General features: G+C 71.5%; 15 protein-coding genes. 8 read left to right on the forward strand and 7 right to left on the reverse strand.

Annotated elements, in window-relative coordinates:
- Positions 1–104 precede the first annotated feature (104 nt).
- Both Q4A22_RS03595 and Q4A22_RS03600 read left to right on the forward strand, forming a co-directional pair.
- The gene (locus Q4A22_RS03595; RefSeq protein WP_303177284.1) at positions 105–554 is read left to right on the forward strand and encodes a Fur family transcriptional regulator; all 450 of its coding nucleotides are present in this window, start codon (positions 105–107) and stop codon (positions 552–554) included.
- On the forward strand, positions 551–1,516 hold the full coding sequence (locus tag Q4A22_RS03600; protein WP_303177286.1) for a diacylglycerol kinase family protein: 966 nt from the start codon (positions 551–553) through the stop codon (positions 1,514–1,516). The genes Q4A22_RS03595 and Q4A22_RS03600 overlap by 4 nt, the downstream gene beginning before the upstream one ends.
- A gap of 200 nt (positions 1,517–1,716) precedes the next feature.
- Here the strand turns inward: Q4A22_RS03600 and Q4A22_RS03605 are convergent, their stop codons facing one another.
- From Q4A22_RS03605 to Q4A22_RS03620, 4 genes are all read right to left on the reverse strand, one after another.
- Positions 1,717–2,664: a metal ABC transporter permease gene (locus tag Q4A22_RS03605; RefSeq protein WP_303177399.1), complete on the reverse strand. Its 948-nt coding sequence runs from the start codon at positions 2,662–2,664 to the stop codon at positions 1,717–1,719.
- 11 nt (positions 2,665–2,675) lie between these two features.
- Positions 2,676–3,524, reverse strand: coding sequence for a metal ABC transporter ATP-binding protein (locus Q4A22_RS03610; RefSeq protein ID WP_303177401.1), 849 nt, complete (start codon positions 3,522–3,524; stop codon positions 2,676–2,678).
- 16 nt (positions 3,525–3,540) lie between these two features.
- On the reverse strand, positions 3,541–4,569 hold the full coding sequence (locus tag Q4A22_RS03615; RefSeq protein WP_303177289.1) for a metal ABC transporter solute-binding protein, Zn/Mn family: 1,029 nt from the start codon (positions 4,567–4,569) through the stop codon (positions 3,541–3,543).
- A 72-nt stretch (positions 4,570–4,641) separates the two neighbouring features.
- The gene (locus Q4A22_RS03620) at positions 4,642–6,099 is read right to left on the reverse strand and encodes a GuaB1 family IMP dehydrogenase-related protein (protein WP_303177290.1); all 1,458 of its coding nucleotides are present in this window, start codon (positions 6,097–6,099) and stop codon (positions 4,642–4,644) included.
- A 229-nt stretch (positions 6,100–6,328) separates the two neighbouring features.
- Here Q4A22_RS03620 and Q4A22_RS03625 point away from each other — a divergent pair, with 229 nt between their 5' ends.
- Both Q4A22_RS03625 and Q4A22_RS03630 read left to right on the forward strand, forming a co-directional pair.
- On the forward strand, positions 6,329–10,165 hold the full coding sequence (locus Q4A22_RS03625; protein WP_303177292.1) for a multifunctional oxoglutarate decarboxylase/oxoglutarate dehydrogenase thiamine pyrophosphate-binding subunit/dihydrolipoyllysine-residue succinyltransferase subunit: 3,837 nt from the start codon (positions 6,329–6,331) through the stop codon (positions 10,163–10,165).
- 131 nt (positions 10,166–10,296) lie between these two features.
- Positions 10,297–10,896, forward strand: coding sequence for a GDSL-type esterase/lipase family protein (locus Q4A22_RS03630; protein ID WP_303177293.1), 600 nt, complete (start codon positions 10,297–10,299; stop codon positions 10,894–10,896).
- A 330-nt stretch (positions 10,897–11,226) separates the two neighbouring features.
- Here Q4A22_RS03630 and rsrA read toward each other — a convergent pair whose 3' ends face one another.
- Both rsrA and Q4A22_RS03640 read right to left on the reverse strand, forming a co-directional pair.
- A complete protein-coding gene (gene rsrA / locus Q4A22_RS03635) occupies positions 11,227–11,493 on the reverse strand; it encodes a mycothiol system anti-sigma-R factor (protein ID WP_303177294.1) in 267 nt (88 codons plus the stop codon).
- Positions 11,494–11,497: 4 nt separating this feature from the next.
- On the reverse strand, positions 11,498–12,178 hold the full coding sequence (locus Q4A22_RS03640) for a sigma-70 family RNA polymerase sigma factor (protein WP_303177295.1): 681 nt from the start codon (positions 12,176–12,178) through the stop codon (positions 11,498–11,500).
- A gap of 213 nt (positions 12,179–12,391) precedes the next feature.
- Between Q4A22_RS03640 and Q4A22_RS03645 the strand changes: the two genes are divergently transcribed.
- From Q4A22_RS03645 to hisN, 4 genes are read left to right on the forward strand one after another with little or no spacing between them, the layout of a single operon-like run.
- Positions 12,392–12,928, forward strand: coding sequence for a DoxX family protein (locus Q4A22_RS03645; protein WP_303177297.1), 537 nt, complete (start codon positions 12,392–12,394; stop codon positions 12,926–12,928).
- A 14-nt stretch (positions 12,929–12,942) separates the two neighbouring features.
- Positions 12,943–14,286, forward strand: coding sequence for a 3-phosphoshikimate 1-carboxyvinyltransferase (gene aroA / locus Q4A22_RS03650; RefSeq protein ID WP_303177298.1), 1,344 nt, complete (start codon positions 12,943–12,945; stop codon positions 14,284–14,286).
- Between the two features lie 3 nt (positions 14,287–14,289).
- Positions 14,290–15,405: a ribosome small subunit-dependent GTPase A gene (gene rsgA, locus Q4A22_RS03655; RefSeq protein ID WP_303177300.1), complete on the forward strand. Its 1,116-nt coding sequence runs from the start codon at positions 14,290–14,292 to the stop codon at positions 15,403–15,405.
- Between the two features lie 4 nt (positions 15,406–15,409).
- On the forward strand, positions 15,410–16,210 hold the full coding sequence (gene hisN / locus Q4A22_RS03660; RefSeq protein WP_303177302.1) for a histidinol-phosphatase: 801 nt from the start codon (positions 15,410–15,412) through the stop codon (positions 16,208–16,210).
- A 175-nt stretch (positions 16,211–16,385) separates the two neighbouring features.
- On the opposite strand, the gene Q4A22_RS03665 is transcribed toward hisN, so the two are convergent.
- Positions 16,386–16,922 (reverse strand): DUF4190 domain-containing protein (locus Q4A22_RS03665; RefSeq protein ID WP_303177303.1); only part of this gene is annotated, 537 nt, incomplete at its 5' end.

Here is a 16,922-nt window from a genome sequence, read left to right on the forward strand (position 1 = left end):
CGGCCCGGTGGGGCACCGTTCGCGGGGAGACCGGGGGTGGAACACCCGCACGCGCCCGGGCGTTAGCATGTCGTGAACGCCCACTTGCGGAAAGGACGCCGGGGTTGAGCACCAAGACCACCGAACCCGCAGAGGTTCGCAACACGAAGCAGCGCCGTGCCGTCACGGGGGCCCTGCAGCGCCTGGAGGACTTCATCTCCACCCAGGACCTGCACCGGCTGCTCCGGGACGAGGGCGAGTCCGTGTCCCTGGCCACCACCTACCGGATCCTGCAGTCCATGGCGGAGCTGGGCCAGGTGGACGTGCTGCGCAACGTGGAGGGCGAGGCCATCTACCGCCGCTGCGAGGCGCAGCACCATCACCACCACCTGGTGTGCCGCTCGTGCGGGGCCGCGGTGGAGCTGGAGGCCCCGGACATCGAGACCTGGGCCGAGGCCACCGCACGCCGCTACGGCTACGCCGAGGTGGACCACACCGTGGAGATCTCGGGGATCTGCGCCGAGTGCCGCCGCCGCGCCACCCCGGCACCGGACCCGGCCGACGCCGCCCGGTGACCACCCGCACCACCCCGGAGGTCCTGCTGGTCCACAGCGCGGCCTCCGCCGCCGCGCGGGACGCCTGCCACCGCGCCGCGGGCATCGTGCGCGCCGGGGGCTGCCGCCCCGTCCCGCTGGCCGCGGACACCGCGGCCCGCCTCGCGGACGAGGTGACGTCCCACCTGCGGGCCCACCCGCTGACCACCGCGGCGGTGGTCGCCGTGGGCGGGGACGGCACCGCGCACCTGGTGCTGCAGTGCCTGCGCACCCTGGCCGGACAGGGGGTGGAGTTTCCACTGGGGCTCGTTCCCGCCGGTTCCGGCAACGACCTGGCCCGCTTCCACGGGGTGCCCACCCACGACCCGGAACAGGCCGCGGGACGCGTGCTGCGGGGTCTGGAGTCGCCGCCGCGCCGCACGGACCTGCTGCACGTGCGGTGCGCCGACGGCTCGGAGCACGTGTGCACCACGGCGGTGTGCCTGGGCCTGGACGCCCGGATCAACGCCCGCGCCAACGGCTGGCCCCGCGTCCGCTCGTCCGCGAAGTACGCGGTGGCCCTGGTGCTGGAGACAGCGGCCCTGCGCGCCCGGCGCTACGACCTGAGCTGGACGGCCCCGGACGGCACCGGGCGCGCCGAGCAGCGGGAGCTGACCTTCCTCTGTGTGGCGAACACGTCCTCGATCGGCGGCGGCCTGGGCATCGTCCCCCGTGCCGACGCCGCGGACGGTGTCGCGGAGCTCTTCACGGTCTCGGACGTGGGCCCCGCGCGGCTCCTGGGTGCTCTGCCGCGACTGTGGCGGCGCACCCACGAGGCCCTGCCGGAGGTCGCCGTGGAACCGGCGGTCCGGGCCACCGTGGCCCTGGCGGGCGCGGCGTCCGCCCACCCCGTGCGGGACGCCGCGCACGGGGACGGCGAGCGCCTCGGACCGCTGCCCGTGTCCCTGCGGCTGCTGCCGGGCGCCCAGCTCGTCCTCTTCTGAGGCACGCGTCCCCGCGGGGGACGACGGCGGCCGGTCACCACGGGTGGCCCGGTGCGTCCCTGGGCGGCGCGCTCCCCCCGCCCGGCGAGCCGCCGCGTCAGACCGTGGGAGGGGTCACCCCAGAGGGTGCATCCGCCTGGAGGGTGCGTCCGCGGGCGTGCCACCACGCGGCGGACCCCACGGCAGGGAGCGCGGGCCGGTCAGGACCCCGTGTGCTGGTGCGAGACGTTCTGGAGCGGGACGCACTGGTGCGGGGCGGGCCCCCGGTGGCCGCGCGGCGTCGTCGTGCCCCGCCGGTACGACGACGTCCGCTCCCGCACCGCGCGCACGGCCCGGGAGACGAGCCACAGCACGAACGAGATGGTCGTGACGTAGGGGCTGATGGGGATGTTCCCGCCCAGGGCCAGCAGGATCCCGCCCACCATGGCGAGCTCCGCGAAGACCACGGACAGCACCACGGTCCGCGCGGGACTCGCGGTGAGGTTCATGGCCGCCGCCGCGGGGGTGATGAGCAGCGCGAGCACCAGCAGCGAGCCCACGATCTGCACGGACAGCGCCACGGAGATCCCCAGCAGCACCATGAACAGCAGGGACAGCCCACGCACCGGCAGCCCCTTGGCGCGGGCCACGAGCGGATCGGTGCTCGCGAACGTGAGGGGTCGCCACACGGCCACGAGGATCACCACCACCACCGCGGAGAGCACCACCATGGACGTCAGCTGCAGGGAGGAGACGGACACGATCTGGCCGGTGAGCAGGGAGAACTTGTTGGACGAGCGGCCCTCGTACAGCGAGAGGAAGAGGATCCCCAGGCCCAGCCCGAAGGGCATGAGCACGCCCACGAAGGAGTTGCCCTCGCGGGCGCGCAGACCGGTGAAGCCCATCACGATAGCCGCGAGCACGGAGCCCGCGAGCGAGCCCGTGACCACGTCCGAGCCGACGAGCAGCGCGGCCGCCGCCCCCGCGAAGGAGAGCTCCGCGATGCCGTGCACCGCGAACGCGAGGTCGCGCATCATCACGAAGGTGCCCACGAGGCCGCCCACGAGACCCAGGACCGCACCCGCCCAGAGGGAGTTGCGCAGCAGGGCCAGCAGCTCTCCGTAGTTGTCGAAGACGAACACGGAACCCAGGAAAGAGCTCGCGTCCATGACGGGCGTGATCACGGGACCAGCTCCTCCGGGGACTCGGTGTGGTGGGTGCTGTCGGGGCTGCCGGCCACGAGGATGCGGCAGTTGCTGCGCAGCACCTCGATCCGGGTGCCGTAGAGCTCGGAGAGCACGTCGGAGCGCAGCACCTCGTCCGGGGTGCCGATGCGGAACGAGCCGTTGGCCAGGTACAGGATGCGGTCCACGTGCTCGATGATGGGGTTCACGTCGTGCGTCACGAACACCACCGCGCACCCGGTGCGCTCGCGCTGCTCGTGGACCAGTTCGCTGACCACGTGCTGGTGGTGCAGGTCCAGGGACAGCAGGGCCTCGTCGCACAGCATGACGGTGGGGTCCGCGGCGAGCGCCTGGGCGATCCGCAGCCGCTGCTGCTCGCCGCCGGAGAGCAGACCCACGGGCGCGTCCGCGTACTCGGCGGCCCCCACCCGGGCCAGCAGCTCGTCCACGCGCCGGTGCACGCGGCGGGGGTGCAGCCGGACGCCCCAGCGGTGGCCGTCCACGCCCTGGGCCACGAGGTCCCGGGCACGCAGCGGCGTGCGTGCCGGGAAGCCGCGCTGCTGCGGCACGTACCCCACGTGGGAGGCCGCCGCGCGCGGGCTGGTGCCGTTGACCCTGACCAACCCGCTCGTGAGCTGCTGCAGCCCCAGCAGCACGCGCAGCAGACTGGTCTTGCCGGTCCCGTTGGAGCCGAGCACCGCGAGGTACTCCCCCGGCACGACCTCCAGGTCCAGCCCGGACCACAGGGTGCGGTCCCCGAACGCCAGCTCCGCGTCCTCGAGCCGGATCACGGCCCTCTCCCCGTCACGGGGTCCACGGCCGCGCCGCTCGGCGCCGCCCGTCATCGCTGCATCCATGTCCCTACTTCTTCAGGGCCTCGGCCACGTGCTCCACGTTCCGGGTCATCCACTGCTGGTAGTTCTGGCCGTCCGGCTCGGTCTCGGTGAACTCCACCACGGGCGTTGCGGAGTCCTCCGCCGTGCTGCGCAGCCGGTCCGTCTGGCCCGTGGAGGTCTGGCTGTTGAGGGCGAGCAGCTTCACGTGCTCGTCCTTCACCAGGTTCAGGGTCTGCTCCAGGACGGCCGGCGAGGCGTCCGTCTCGGAGTCGATGGCCTCGGTGAACGCCGCCGGGGTGTCGTTGTGCAGACCGGCGTCCTCCAGAAGATACCCGGGCACGGGCTCCGTGGCCACGTAGCCGCCATCCGCGCCGATGCCCTTGACCTTCTTCTCCAGGGTGTCCAGCTCGCCCTTCACCCGGGTGGCGTTGTCCGTGTAGTACTGCGCGTTGCCCTGGTCCACGTCCCCGAGCTGCTGGGCGATGCGGTCCACCACCTTGGACATGCTCTCGACGTCGTACCACACGTGCTCGTTGAAGCTCCCGTGGTCGTGCTGGTGCCCATCGCCGGACTCCGTCGCGTGCTCGTGCTCCGCCGCCGCGTCCTTGTCCTCCTGGGACTGGAGTCCGGAGACGTCCACGGCGTCCACCACGGGCTGGCCGTCCTTGGCCAGGTCCGTCATGAACTGGTCGTACCCGCCGCCGTTGCGCACTAGCAGGTCCGCCTTCTCCACGGTCAGCCGGTCCTGGGGCGTGGCCTCGTAGGAGTGGGGGTCCTGGGCCGTGGAGTCGATCACGGGGGTGGCCTCCACCTTGTCGCCGCCCACCTGGGACGCCAGGTCCGAGTACACATTCGTGGAGGTCACCACGCGGATCTTCTGGTCCCCGCCCGTGGCCCCGCCTTCTCCCTGGGAGGAGCACCCGGTCAGGGCGAGGGCCACCAGGGCCCCCAGCGCGAGAGCGGTCCTGGCCGCGGGCCGGACGGTGCGTGGTGCGGACATGGGCGTCATCTCCCTCTCGGACTCCCGGCGCCTGCCGATGAGAATCAGTGTCATGTTAACGGGCGTGAGCATATCACGAACGATTCTCATGTAGCGGCGGGATGAGAACGCCCCACGGCCGCCCCGTCAGGACCAGGACTCGGAGCGGGGCCTGCCCTCGTCGTAGCCGGAGGCGGACTGGATGCCCACCACCGCGCGGGGGGCGAACTGCGGCAGGGACGTGGCACCCGCGTAGGTCATGGAGCTGCGCACTCCGGAGGTGATGTGGTCCAGCAGGTCCTCCACCCCCGGGCGCCTCGGGTCCAGGTACATGGTGGAGTTGGAGATCCCCTCCTCGAACAGCGCCTTGCGCGCGCGGGAGAAGCGGTCCTCACCCAGGGTGCGGTGGCGCACGGCGCGCGCCGAGGCCATCCCGAAGGACTCCTTGTAGGCGCGCCCGTTCGCGTCCACGTTCAGCTCACCCGGCCCCTCGTGGGTGCCCGCGAACCAGGAACCCACCATCACCTGGCTCGCACCGGCGGCCAGGGCGAGGGCGACGTCGCGCGGGTGCTTCACGCCCCCGTCGGCCCACACGTGGGCCCCCAGGTCCGCGGCGGCCTCGGCGCACTCCACGACCGCCGAGAACTGCGGGCGACCCACCGCCGTCATCATCCGCGTGGTGCACATGGCCCCGGGGCCCACCCCGACCTTGACGATGTCCGCGCCCGCGGAGACGAGGTCGCGCACGCCGTCGGCCGTGACCACGTTTCCAGCGACCACCGGCACCCCGGGATCCAGCGAGCGCACCGCGGCCACGGCGTCCATGGCCTTGACCTGGTGGCCGTGGGCGGTGTCCACCACCAGCACGTCCACCCCCGCGTCCAGGAGCCGGGCCGCCTTGCCCGCGACGTCCCCGTTGATGCCCACGGCGGCTCCCACCCGCAGCCTGCCCCGGGCGTCCAGGGCGGGCGTGTAGATGGTGGAGCGCACGAGCCCTTGGCGCGTGACGATCCCCGCCACGGTCTGCCCGTCCAGGACGGGCGCCGAGCCCACCCGCGCGTCGGAGAGGGCCTCGTAGGCCGCGCGCAGGGTCTCCGGTTCCGAGGTCCCGGAGAACTCGGACACCTGGAACCGCGGACCGTCGGTCCGGGCCAGGTCCCCCAGCTGGGTGAAGCGGTCCACGTCCCGGCAGTCGGCGTCCAGGACCATGCCCGCGAAGCGTCCGCCCTCGTCCACCACGACCACCACACCGTGGGCCCGCTTGTGCATGATGCCCAGGGCGTCCTGCACGGTGTCGTCGACGCGCAGCACCACCGGGGTCTCGTAGCGCGGTGAACGGTCCTTGACCCAGGCCGTCACCTCCTCGATCACGTCCAGGGGGATGTCCTGCGGCAGGATCCCCAGCCCACCGCGCCGGGCCATGGTCTCCACCATCCGCCGCCCCGTCACCGCGGTCATGTTCGCGGCCACGAGCGGAATGGTGGCCCCGGTGCCGTCGTCGGGCGAGAGGTCCGCGTCGAAGCGCGAGGTCACCCGGGACATGGAGGGAACCAGGAAGACGTCGTTGTAGGTCAGGTCCGTGGTAGGAGTCGTCAGGAAGCGCACGAGCACGGAGTCTACGGGGTGGGCGCCCGGCCATGACGGGCACCGTGCCCCGCGGGCGTGATAGGTGGCACGCGTCCGGCCGCCTCACTAGACTGCGGACTCGGGACGGCTTCGCCCATGAAGCCCGCACGCGACTCCCCTCGGTAGGATCCGGAGGAGTCGGACAGGGGCCGCGAGGACCAGCTCGCCACCCGGGACACCAAGCACACACGGAAGAGGCGTATCACTCGTGCCAGACCAGCCGCATCACCTTATCCCCGAAGAATTTGCCGGCAACGAATGGCTCGTGGACGAGCTCTACGACAAATACCGGGCGGACAAGAACTCGGTGGACAAGAAGTGGTGGCCCATCTTCGAGCAGATGGACGGCGAGGGCAGGACCTCGGCACCCGCCTCCGCACCCTCCCGTCCGGCGGCCCCGCGCGGCACGTCCACCTCGAGCACCCCCACTCCCGGCGCTCCCGCCGCCACCCCGGCGGCGAAGCCGGGTGCCGCCACGCCCGAGCGCGCGGCGTCGCCCGCTCCGGCCACCGCCGGCTCGAAGGCGAAGGGACGCCCCGAGGGCGTGGACAGTGAGAGCGAGAGCAACGAGGGCACCGGCACCAAGCGCCCCATCAGGGCGCAGCCCGAGGACCGCAAGAACGACGAGTCCCCCGCGCAGGAGGAGCCCGCCCAGGACACCGTGGTCAAGCTGCGCGGTCCCGCGAAGGCCGTGGCCGCCAACATGGACGCCTCCCTCAGTGTGCCCACCGCCACCACCGTGCGAGCAGTGCCGGCCAAGCTGCTGATCGACAACCGGCTGGTCATCAACTCCCACCTGGCCCGCAACCGCGGCGGCAAGGTCTCCTTCACCCACCTGGTGGGCTACGCGGTGATCCGGGCGCTGTCCAACTTCCCGTCCATGAACGTCATCTACGACGAGCCGGACGGCAAGCCCGCAGCGGTGCACCCGGCGCACGTGAACTTCGGGATCGCCATCGACATCCCCAACAAGGACGGTTCGCGCAACCTGGTGGTGCCCAACATCAAGGGCGCCGAGACCATGTCCTTCCAGGAGTTCTGGACCGCCTACGAGGACATCGTCAAGCGCGGGCGCAACGGCGCCCTGACCATGGAGGACTACGCCGGCACCACGGTCTCGCTGACCAACCCCGGTGGCATCGGCACCGTGCACTCCGTCCCGCGGCTGTCCAAGGGCCAGGCCTGCATCATCGGCGTGGGCGCACTGGACTACCCCGCGGAGTACAAGGGCGCCTCGCCCCGCACCATTGCCCGCAACGCCGTCTCCAAGGTCATCACCCTCACCTCCACCTACGACCACCGCGTGATCCAGGGTGCGGGCTCCGGCGAGTTCCTGAAGCTCGTGGAGCACTACCTGCTGGGCGGGGACGACTTCTACGACCGCATCTTCGAGGCCCTGCGCATCCCCTACGAGCCCGTGCGCTGGGCCGTGGACAACCAGGTCAACCCCGAGATCCAGGTCAACAAGGTCGCCCGGATCCAGCAGCTGATCCACTCCTACCGCGTGCGCGGGCACCTCATGGCGGACACCAACCCGCTCGAGTACGTGATGCGCAAGCACCCGGACCTAGACATCCGCACCTACGGGCTCACGCTGTGGGACCTGGACCGCGAGTGGCCCACCGGAGGCTTCGGCGGGGAGGACCTGCTGACCCTGCGCACCATTCTGGGCCGGCTCCGGGACGCCTACTGCCGCACGGTGGGCGTGGAGTACATGCACATCCAGGAGCCCGAGCAGCGCGAGTGGTTCCAAGCCAAGCTGGAGCAGGACTACCAGAAGCCCGCCCGCGAGGAGCAGTTCCACATCCTGGAGCGGCTCAACGCCGCGGAGGCCTTCGAGACCTTCCTGCAGACCAAGTACGTGGGCCAGAAGCGCTTCTCCCTGGAGGGCGGGGAGTCCCTGATCCCGCTGCTGGACGCCATCATCTCCGACGCCGCGGACGCCTCCCTGGCCGGGGTGGGCATCGCCATGGCCCACCGCGGGCGCCTCAACGTGCTCACCAACATCGCGGGCAAGTCCTACGCCCAGGTGTTCCGCGAGTTCGAGGGCAGCCAGGACCCGCGGGCCTCCGAGGGCTCCGGGGACGTGAAGTACCACCTGGGCACCGAGGGCGTGTTCACCTCGGACAACGGCAACGAGACCCAGGTCTACCTCGCCGCGAACCCCTCCCACCTGGAGGCCGCGGACCCCGTGATCGAGGGCATCGCCCGCGCCAAGACCGACGTGCTCGGCGCCGGGCCCGAGGGCAACGGCGAGTTCCCCGTGCTGCCCATCCAGGTCCACGGCGACGCCGCCATGGCCGGGCAGGGCATCGTGTACGAGGTCATGCAGATGTCCGGGCTGGAGGGCTACACCGTGGGCGGGACCATCCACGTGGTGGTCAACAACCAGGTGGGCTTCACCACGGCGCCCTCCGCGGGACGCACCTCCACCTACTCCACGGACGTGGCCCGCACGGTGCAGGCGCCGATCTTCCACGTGAACGCGGACGACCCCGAGGCGGTGGCCCGCGTGGCGCAGCTCGCCTTCGAGTACCGCCAGCGCTTCCACCACGACGTCGTGATCGACCTCGTGTGCTACCGCCGGCGCGGCCACAACGAGGGCGACGACCCCTCGATGACCCAGCCGCTGATGTACTCCCTGATCGACGGCAAGCGCTCCACGCGCAAGGTCTACACCGAGAACCTCGTGGGCCGCGGCGACATCACCCAGGAGGAGGCGGACCGCGCGCTGAAGGACTACCAGGAGCGCCTGGAGCGGGTCTTCGCGGAGACCCACGAGGCCCAGAACTCCACGGTTCCGCTGGTCACCGGCGACGCCGCCGCGATCGCGAACATCGAGCGCCCCTCCGCCCAGCAGGCGGACTCCGGGGTCTCGGTGCCCAAGACCACGGCCATCTCTTCGGAGACCGCCCAGCGCATCGGCGACGTCTACGTGGAGCAGCCCGAGGGTTTCACCATGCACCGCAAGCTGGAGAAGCTCGCGCAGAAGCGCCGTGACATGACCCGTGAGGGCGGCATCGACTGGGGCATGGGCGAGCTCATGGCCTTCGGCTCGCTGCTGATGGACGGGGTGCCGGTGCGCATGTCCGGCCAGGACGTGCGCCGAGGCACCTTCACCCAGCGCCACGCGGTGTTCTTCGACGCCGAGAACGGCGCCGAGTGGACCCCGCTGAACTACCTCTCCGCGGACCAGGCGCGGTTCTCGATCTACAACAGCCTGCTCTCCGAGTACGGCGTGGTGGGCTTCGAGTACGGCTACTCCGTGGAGCGTCCCGAGGCGCTGACCGTGTGGGAGGCGCAGTTCGGCGACTTCACCAACGGGGCACAGACCATCGTGGACGAGTTCATCTCCTCCGCGGAGCAGAAGTGGGGCCAGCGCTCCAACCTGGTGATGCTGCTGCCCCACGGCTTCGAGGGACAGGGCCCGGACCACTCCTCCGCGCGCATCGAGCGCTTCCTCGCGCTGTGCGCGGAGAAGAACATGATCGTGGCCCAGCCCTCCACCCCCGCGAACCACTTCCACCTGCTGCGGCGCCAGGCATACTCCCGCCCGCGGCGGCCGCTGATCGTGGCCACGCCCAAGCAGCTGCTGCGCCTGAAGGCCGCCGCCTCCCCCGTGGAGGACTTCACGCACGGCAACTTCCAGCCGGTGATCCCGGACGTGGCCGGGCTCGACGACTCCAAGGTCACGGACGTGATCCTGGTGTCCGGGCGCCTGTACTACGACCTCGAGTCGCAGCGGAAGAAGTCCGACGACCACTCCACCGCCATCGTGCGCGTGGAGCAGCTCTACCCGCTGCCCGCGGACGAGATCAAGGAGCAGCTGGACCGGTACCCGGACGCCCGCATCCTGTGGGCCCAGGACGAGCCGGCCAACCAGGGCGCGTGGCCGTTCATGGCCGTGAACCTGGTGCCGCAGCTGGACCGCCCGGTCACCCTGGCCTCCCGTCCGGCGTCCGCCTCCCCCGCCAACGGCTCGGCCAAGCGCCACGCCGCGGAGCTGGAGACGCTCGTGCAGCAGGCGTTCGACCGCGGGGAGTGATCCCGAGGAGGGTGCCCGCCGTCCCCCTCGGCGGGCACCCTCCCCCGGCCACCACGGTCGGACCCGATCTGCCAGGGGGCCGTCCCGCGACGGCCCCCTGGCCTCATGAGCGAGACGAAGGATGTAAAAGAGTGGACCAACGCAGGATCCGCATTGTGGCCGTGGGAGACGAACTGCTGGCCGGCGTGGACGACCCCCGTGCCCTCGGCTGGTTCGGTCGGGTCATGGCCCGCACCCCCCGGGACATGGTCCCCGTGGACGCCTACAACCTCGCCGCTCCGGGTGAGGGCAGCGAGAGCCTCAACGAGCGCTGGTTCGACGAGGCCGCGCGCCGCTTCGACCCGGCGTGCGACAACCGTCTCGTGATCGCCCCCTCCGCGCTGGACATCGACCTGGGCATCACCTCCGCCCGGTCCCGACTGAACATGGCCAACATCGTGGACCAGGCCACCCAGAACAACGCGAAGGTGCTGGTGGTGGGCCCTCCCCCCACGCTGGACCCGCAGCGCAACCGCAGGATCGCGGACCTCTCCGCGGCGTACGGGGACGTCACCACGCGGCGCAACCACGTGTACGTGGACACGTTCAACCCCCTGCAGCACCACGAGCAGTGGCGCAAGGACCTGGCCGCAAACCACGGCAACCCCGGGCAGGCCGGATACGGGCTCATCGCGTGGCTCGTGCTCCACCGCGGCTGGTACGACTGGCTGCAGCTGCCCGAGCCCCGCTGACCGGTCGTCGGCTCCGCTCCTCACTTTCCACGGCCCGTGGCCTCCCCGGCACACGGTGCGCCTCCGGATGTGAGATACTGGCGGACGATGTCCCAGCCAATCACTGCAGGAGGTACATCATGAGCAAGCGTGGACGTAAGCGCAAGGATCGTCGCAAGAACTCGGCAAACCGCGGCAAGCGGCCCAACTCCTGAGGTTCTTCGCACGACACACGGAACGCCCGCAACCTTCCCGGTTGCGGGCGTTCTGCGTCTCCTCAGCGCATGCGCGGGGCGAGCCTCCGGATGGCCGCCGTGGGGCAGTCGCCGGGAGGCCCCGGCGGCTCGGCCCTCAGGCGGCGGGGTGCTCGTTGCACTGTGCGTCGATCCCGGCCAGGATCGAGCGCTTGAGGTCCTCCGGAGCGGTCTCGTTGCACGAGCGCCTCATGACCGAGCGGATCACGCACTCCAGGTTGTACTCGCGCTCGCACTCCGAGCACCCGGTGAGGTGGGCGTGGATCTCCTGCAGGTCCTCGGTGGTCAGAGCACCGTCCAGGTACTCGTAGATCCGCTGGATGCGCTCGTCGGTGCAGCCGTTGCTGCACGGTTTCTCCGTCATGATGTCAGCCTCGATCCTTCGCCGGTGCCGCGCCCCGGGCCTTCTTCTGGGCCTTGGACGTGTCGAATCCTCGTTCCTGGGCGTAGTCGCCCAACTTCTCGCGCAGAAGCTTGCGCCCGCGGTGGAGCCGGGACATCACGGTGCCGATGGGCGTGTCCATGATCTCGGAGATCTCCTTGTACGCGAACCCCTCGACGTCCGAGAAGTACACCGCCAGCCGGAACTCCTCCGGCAGCTCCTGCAGGGCCCGCTTGACGTCCGAGTCCGGGAGGTGGTCCAGGGCCTCGACCTCGGCGGAGCGCAGACCGGTGGAGGTGTGCGACTCCGCGCGGTGCAGCTGCCAGTCCTCCACGGTGTCCGTGTTGGCCTGGCGGGGTTCGCGCTGCCGCTTGCGGTACAGGTTGATGTAGGTGTTCGTGAGGATCCGGTACAGCCAAGCCTTGAGGTTGGTGCCCGGCTTGTACTGGTGGAACGCGGAGAAGGCCTTGGTGTAGGCCTCCTGCACGAGGTCCTCGGCGTCGGAGGGGTTGCGCGCCATGCGCAGGGCCGCGGCGTAGAGCTGGTCCACGTACTGCATGGCGTCGCGCTCGAAGCGCTCCCGCCGCTGCTGGGTGGACTCCTCGCCGTCGGGCACCTCTTCGGGGTGCTCCACGGCCTGAGAATCGTGAGTTCGCTGATCGTTCATCACGTGCCAGTCTAGGGCGGGCGCGCTCATGGCGAGCCGTCACCGCCTTCCCCTGGTCCGTCGTGGTGGCCCCCGCACGCGGGTGGCGCTTCTGCACATTCGGGGTAACACGCGTCGCGCGTGCGGGTATTCCCAGAGGATGCCCGGTGCCCGGGCCGATAGGATGGACGCCGTGCCCTCCCGGAGATGCCGGGATGACCAAGGAGGAGAATTATGAGCATTGTTCGTCGTCTCGCCCGCCCGCTGCTCGCCACCGGCTTCGTCGCCGGAGGCGTGGACGCGTTCCGCAACTCGTCCGCCGCCGCCAAGCAGCTGGACCCCGTGCTGAAGACCCTGGAGAAGGCCGCCCCCCAGGTGCGCCCCGTGACCGCCAACCGCGCCGTCGTGGCCCAGGGCATCGCCGCGGCCCAGGTCGCGGCCGCGTCCCTGCTGGCCGTGAGCAAGCTGCCGCGCCTGTCCTCCACCGTGCTGCTGGGGACCACCGCGCTCAACGGCTACACCCAGTACCGTTCCGCGGACGCCACCACCGCCGAGGGCAAGGCCGCGCGCCGTGCCGGTCTGCTGAAGAACGTGTCCCTGCTGGGTGGCGTGATGATCGCCGCCGTGGACACCTCCGGCAACCCGTCGCTCGCGTGGCGCGCCAGCCACCTCGCGGACGACGTGCGCAAGAACGCCGCGAACGTCGCCAAGGACACCAGGAAGAAGCTGACCGAGGCCGAGAAGGCCGTGCAGAACGCCGTCTCCTTCTGATCCGAGGTCCCCACGTGACGCGCAGCGGCTTGTCGCACGCCCAGGACACCACCCCGTGGCCGGCGCCCTTCCCGCACGGTTCACCCGTGAGCGGGACGGTCGCCGTGCCGGGGTCCAAGTCCCTCACCAACCGGTACCTGGTGCTGGCAGCCCTGGCCGCCGAGCCCTCGGTGGTGCGCAAGCCGCTGCACTCGCGTGACAGCGCCCTCATGATCGCCGCTCTCGAGGCGCTGGGGGCTCGCATCACCCCGCTTCCCGACCCCGGCCCCTACGGCCCGGACCTGCGCGTGACGCCCCTGCCCGCGCACCAGACCCTCCTCTCCCCCACCCGCATCGACTGCGGCCTCGCGGGGACCGTCATGCGCTTCGTGCCCGCGCTGGCAGCGCTCTGCTCGGGCACCGTGGACTTCGACGGCGACGCCGCCGCGCGAGTCCGCCCCATGGGTCCCGTGCTCCACGGGCTGCGCCAGCTCGGCGTGCACGTGGTGGACGAGGGCCGAGGCACGCTGCCCCTGAGCGTCGTCGGCACCGGCGCCGTGCCCGGTGGAACCGTGACGATCGACGCGAGCGGCTCCTCCCAGTTCGTCTCCGCGCTGCTGCTGGCGGCCACCCGGTTCGACGCGCCCCTGGTGCTGCGCCACGACCCCGCCGCCGGGGGTGTGCCGTCCCTGCCCCACGTGGACATGACCCTGGAGGTGCTGCGCGCCGCCGGCGTCGACGCCCGCCGCACGGGTGAGCGCGAGTGGCGCGTGGCCCCCTGTGCCGTGCCGGGCCTGGACGTAACCGTGGAGCCGGACCTCTCCAACGCCGGTCCCTTCCTCGCCGCCGCGGTGGTCACGGGGGGCACCGTGAGCATCCCCGACTGGCCCGGGAGCACCACGCAGGGCGGTGACCACTGGCGCCGCATCCTGCCGCGCTTCGGCGCCGAGGTCACGGTCCGGGACGGCGTTCTCAGCGTGACCGGCCCAGAGCGGCAGCGGGGGGTGGACCTGGACCTCTCCGAGGCCGGGGAGCTCGCCCCCACGGTGGCCGCGCTGTGCGCGCTCGCCCAGGGCCCGTCCCGGCTGCGCGGCATCGCGCACCTGCGCGGCCACGAGACCGACCGGCTCGCCGCACTGACCACCGAGCTCAACGCCCTGGGCGGCAGCGTCCGGGAGACCGCGGACGGGCTGGCCATCGAGCCCGCGCCGCTGCACGGCGGCGAGTTCCACACGTACGAGGACCACCGGATGGCCACCGCTGGAGCCGTTCTGGGCCTGCGAGTGCCCGGGATCACCGTGGAGAACGTGGCCACCACCGCCAAGACGCTGCCGGAGTTCCCGCAGCTGTGGACCTCCCTCGTGAGTGGGGGCCGCTGAGCCGTGGCCGGCAGAACCTGGGACGAGTCCGACGTCCGCGTCCGGGCGAACAAGCGCGGCTCCCGCCCCCGCACCAAGCAGCGCCCCTCCCACGAGGACGCCGTGGTCGCGCGCGTCGTGGCCGTGGACCGCGGCCGGTACACGTGCGTGGTGGACGAGGACGGTCCTGCTGCCCGCACGGTGACGTGCGTGCGGGCCAAGGAGCTGCGGCGGCAGCCGATCGTCCCCGGTGACCTGGTGGGCGTGGTGGGGGACGTCTCCGGTGCCGCCGACACCCTCGCCCGCATCGTGCGCATCGAGCCCCGCGCCACGGTGCTGCGGCGCAGCGCGGACGACACCGACCCCGTGGAACGGGTGATCGTGGCCAACGCGGACCGCCTGGTCCTGGTGCTCGCCTCCGCCTCCCCCACCCCGCGCACCGGATTCGTGGACCGCGGTCTGGTGGCCGCGTGGGACGCCGGGATCACCCCCGTGGTCTGCATGACCAAGTCCGACCTCGCCGATCCCACCGAGTTCCTGTCCTACGTGCAGGACCTCGACGTGCTCACGGTCGCCACGGAGCGGGCCACCGAGCGCGGTCAGCGCCCGGAGGCGGGGCGCCACGAGGAGTCCCTGGCCATCTCGGAGGAGTCCCTCGCACGGCTGCGAGAGCTGCTGGACGGGCACATCAGCGTGTTCCTGGGTCCCTCCGGGGTGGGCAAGTCCACCCTCGTGAACGCCCTGACCGGCTCGGAGCGCGCCACCGGCGGCGTCAACGACGTCACGGGCCGCGGCCGCCACACCTCCTCGTCCGCCCTGGCACTGACCGTCCCCGGGACCTCACCGGGGACCTGGGTGGTGGACACCCCCGGCATCCGCTCGCTCGGGCTCGCCCACGTGCCCGAGGAGAACCTGCTGGACGCCTTCACGGACCTCGTGCCCGCCACGGCGGACTGTCCCCGCGGCTGCCTGCACATGGAGAGCTCCCCCGGCTGCGCGCTGGACGCGTGGGTCCAGCGGCCGGAGGCGTCCCCGGCCGCCCCGCAGCGGCTCGAATCGCTGCGGAGGCTGCTGGCGGCGTCGCGCGGGCAGACGCAGGGCGGGGCCAGCGAGAAGCGGCTCGGACAGGCGATAACGTAGACCCATGCGAGCACCCAGCAACTACACGGACGACCTCCGCCTGGCCCACATCCTCGCGGACTCCGTGGACGGGCCCACCATGAAGCGGTTCAAGTCCCAGGACTTCACGGTGGACACCAAACCGGACCTCACACCGGTCACCCAGGCGGACCGCGAGGCCGAGCAGGTCATCCGCGCCCAGCTGGGGCGGGTGCGCAACCGGGACGCCGTGATCGGCGAGGAGTTCGGCACCACCGGCACGGGTGGTCGGCAGTGGGTCATCGACCCCATCGACGGCACCAAGAACTACGTCCGCGGGGTGCCCGTGTGGGCCACGCTCATCGGTCTCGTGGAGGACGGCGAGGTGGTGGTGGGCGTGGTCTCGGCCCCCGCACTGAACCGCCGCTGGTGGGCGGCGGCAGGTTCCGGCGCGTTCACCGGCCGCTCGCTGTCCCAGGCGCAGCGGCTGTCAGTGTCCTCCGTGTCCACCCTGCAGGACGCCTCGCTGTCCTACTCCTCGCTGGGCGGCTGGAAGGACCTGGGGGTGCGCGAACAGTTCCTGGATCTCACGGACCGGGTGTGGCGCACGCGCGCGTACGGCGACTTCTGGTCCTACTGCCTGGTGGCGGAGGGCGCCGTGGACCTCGCCTGCGAACCCGAGCTCAACCTGTACGACATGGCCGCCCTCGTGCCCGTGGTCACCGAGGCCGGCGGGCGGTTCACCTCCCTGGCAGGCCAGGACGGTCCCTTCGGCGGCAACGCCCTGGCGAGCAACGGCGCCCTGCACGACGCCGCCCTCGACGTCCTCGGCACGCGCCACGACTGAGCCCGCCGCTGTCGCGGCCCCCGTCCACCTCTGAAACAAAGAACGGGACGAGCCCGGCACCACTCGTGCGAGTGGTGCCGGGCTCGTGGTGCCGAGAGGTCCTGCTCCTGGTTGGGCCCGCCTGAGAGCCCCCCTTGTGAGCTCGGAGGCCAGCTGCCTGGGTGACCGAGGGGTGTCAGGAGTCCAGGGTCCCGTTCAGCGAGCCCTCGACGCACTGCTGGTACTGCGTCTGGTTGCCCTGCTCCACGTACTGCAGGCAGTCGTCGGACGTGCTGAAGACCCACGCGAAGAGAGCCGCCATGAGGATCCCGCCCAGCAGGGCGAGCGAGGACAGCACGATGCCCACGATCGCCAGTGCCGGCGAATCCCGCTTGGACCGGCGGATCTTGACCAGGCCGATGATGCCCAGCACCAGACCCACCAGGCCCAGCAGACCGCCCAGACCCAGGAACCAGAAGGAGAGGATACCCACGATGCCCAGCACGAGGGAGGCGATGGCCAGACCCTTGCCGGGAACCGGGCCCTGGACCTGGCCGGGGTAGTTGTTGTAGCCGCCGTACCCTTGGGCGCCGTACCCCTGGCTGCCGTAGTCCTGGCCGCCGTACGGCTGCTGCTGGTAGCCGTTCTGGTAGTGGGTGGGGTACCCGCCGGCCTGCTGGTCGTAGCCCGGCTGCGAGCCGTAGCCCTGGCCGCCGTAGTTCTGCGAGTCGTA

The sequence above is a fragment of the Kocuria sp. genome, from assembly GCF_030530945.1.
Lineage (GTDB): Bacteria > Actinomycetota > Actinomycetes > Actinomycetales > Micrococcaceae > Kocuria.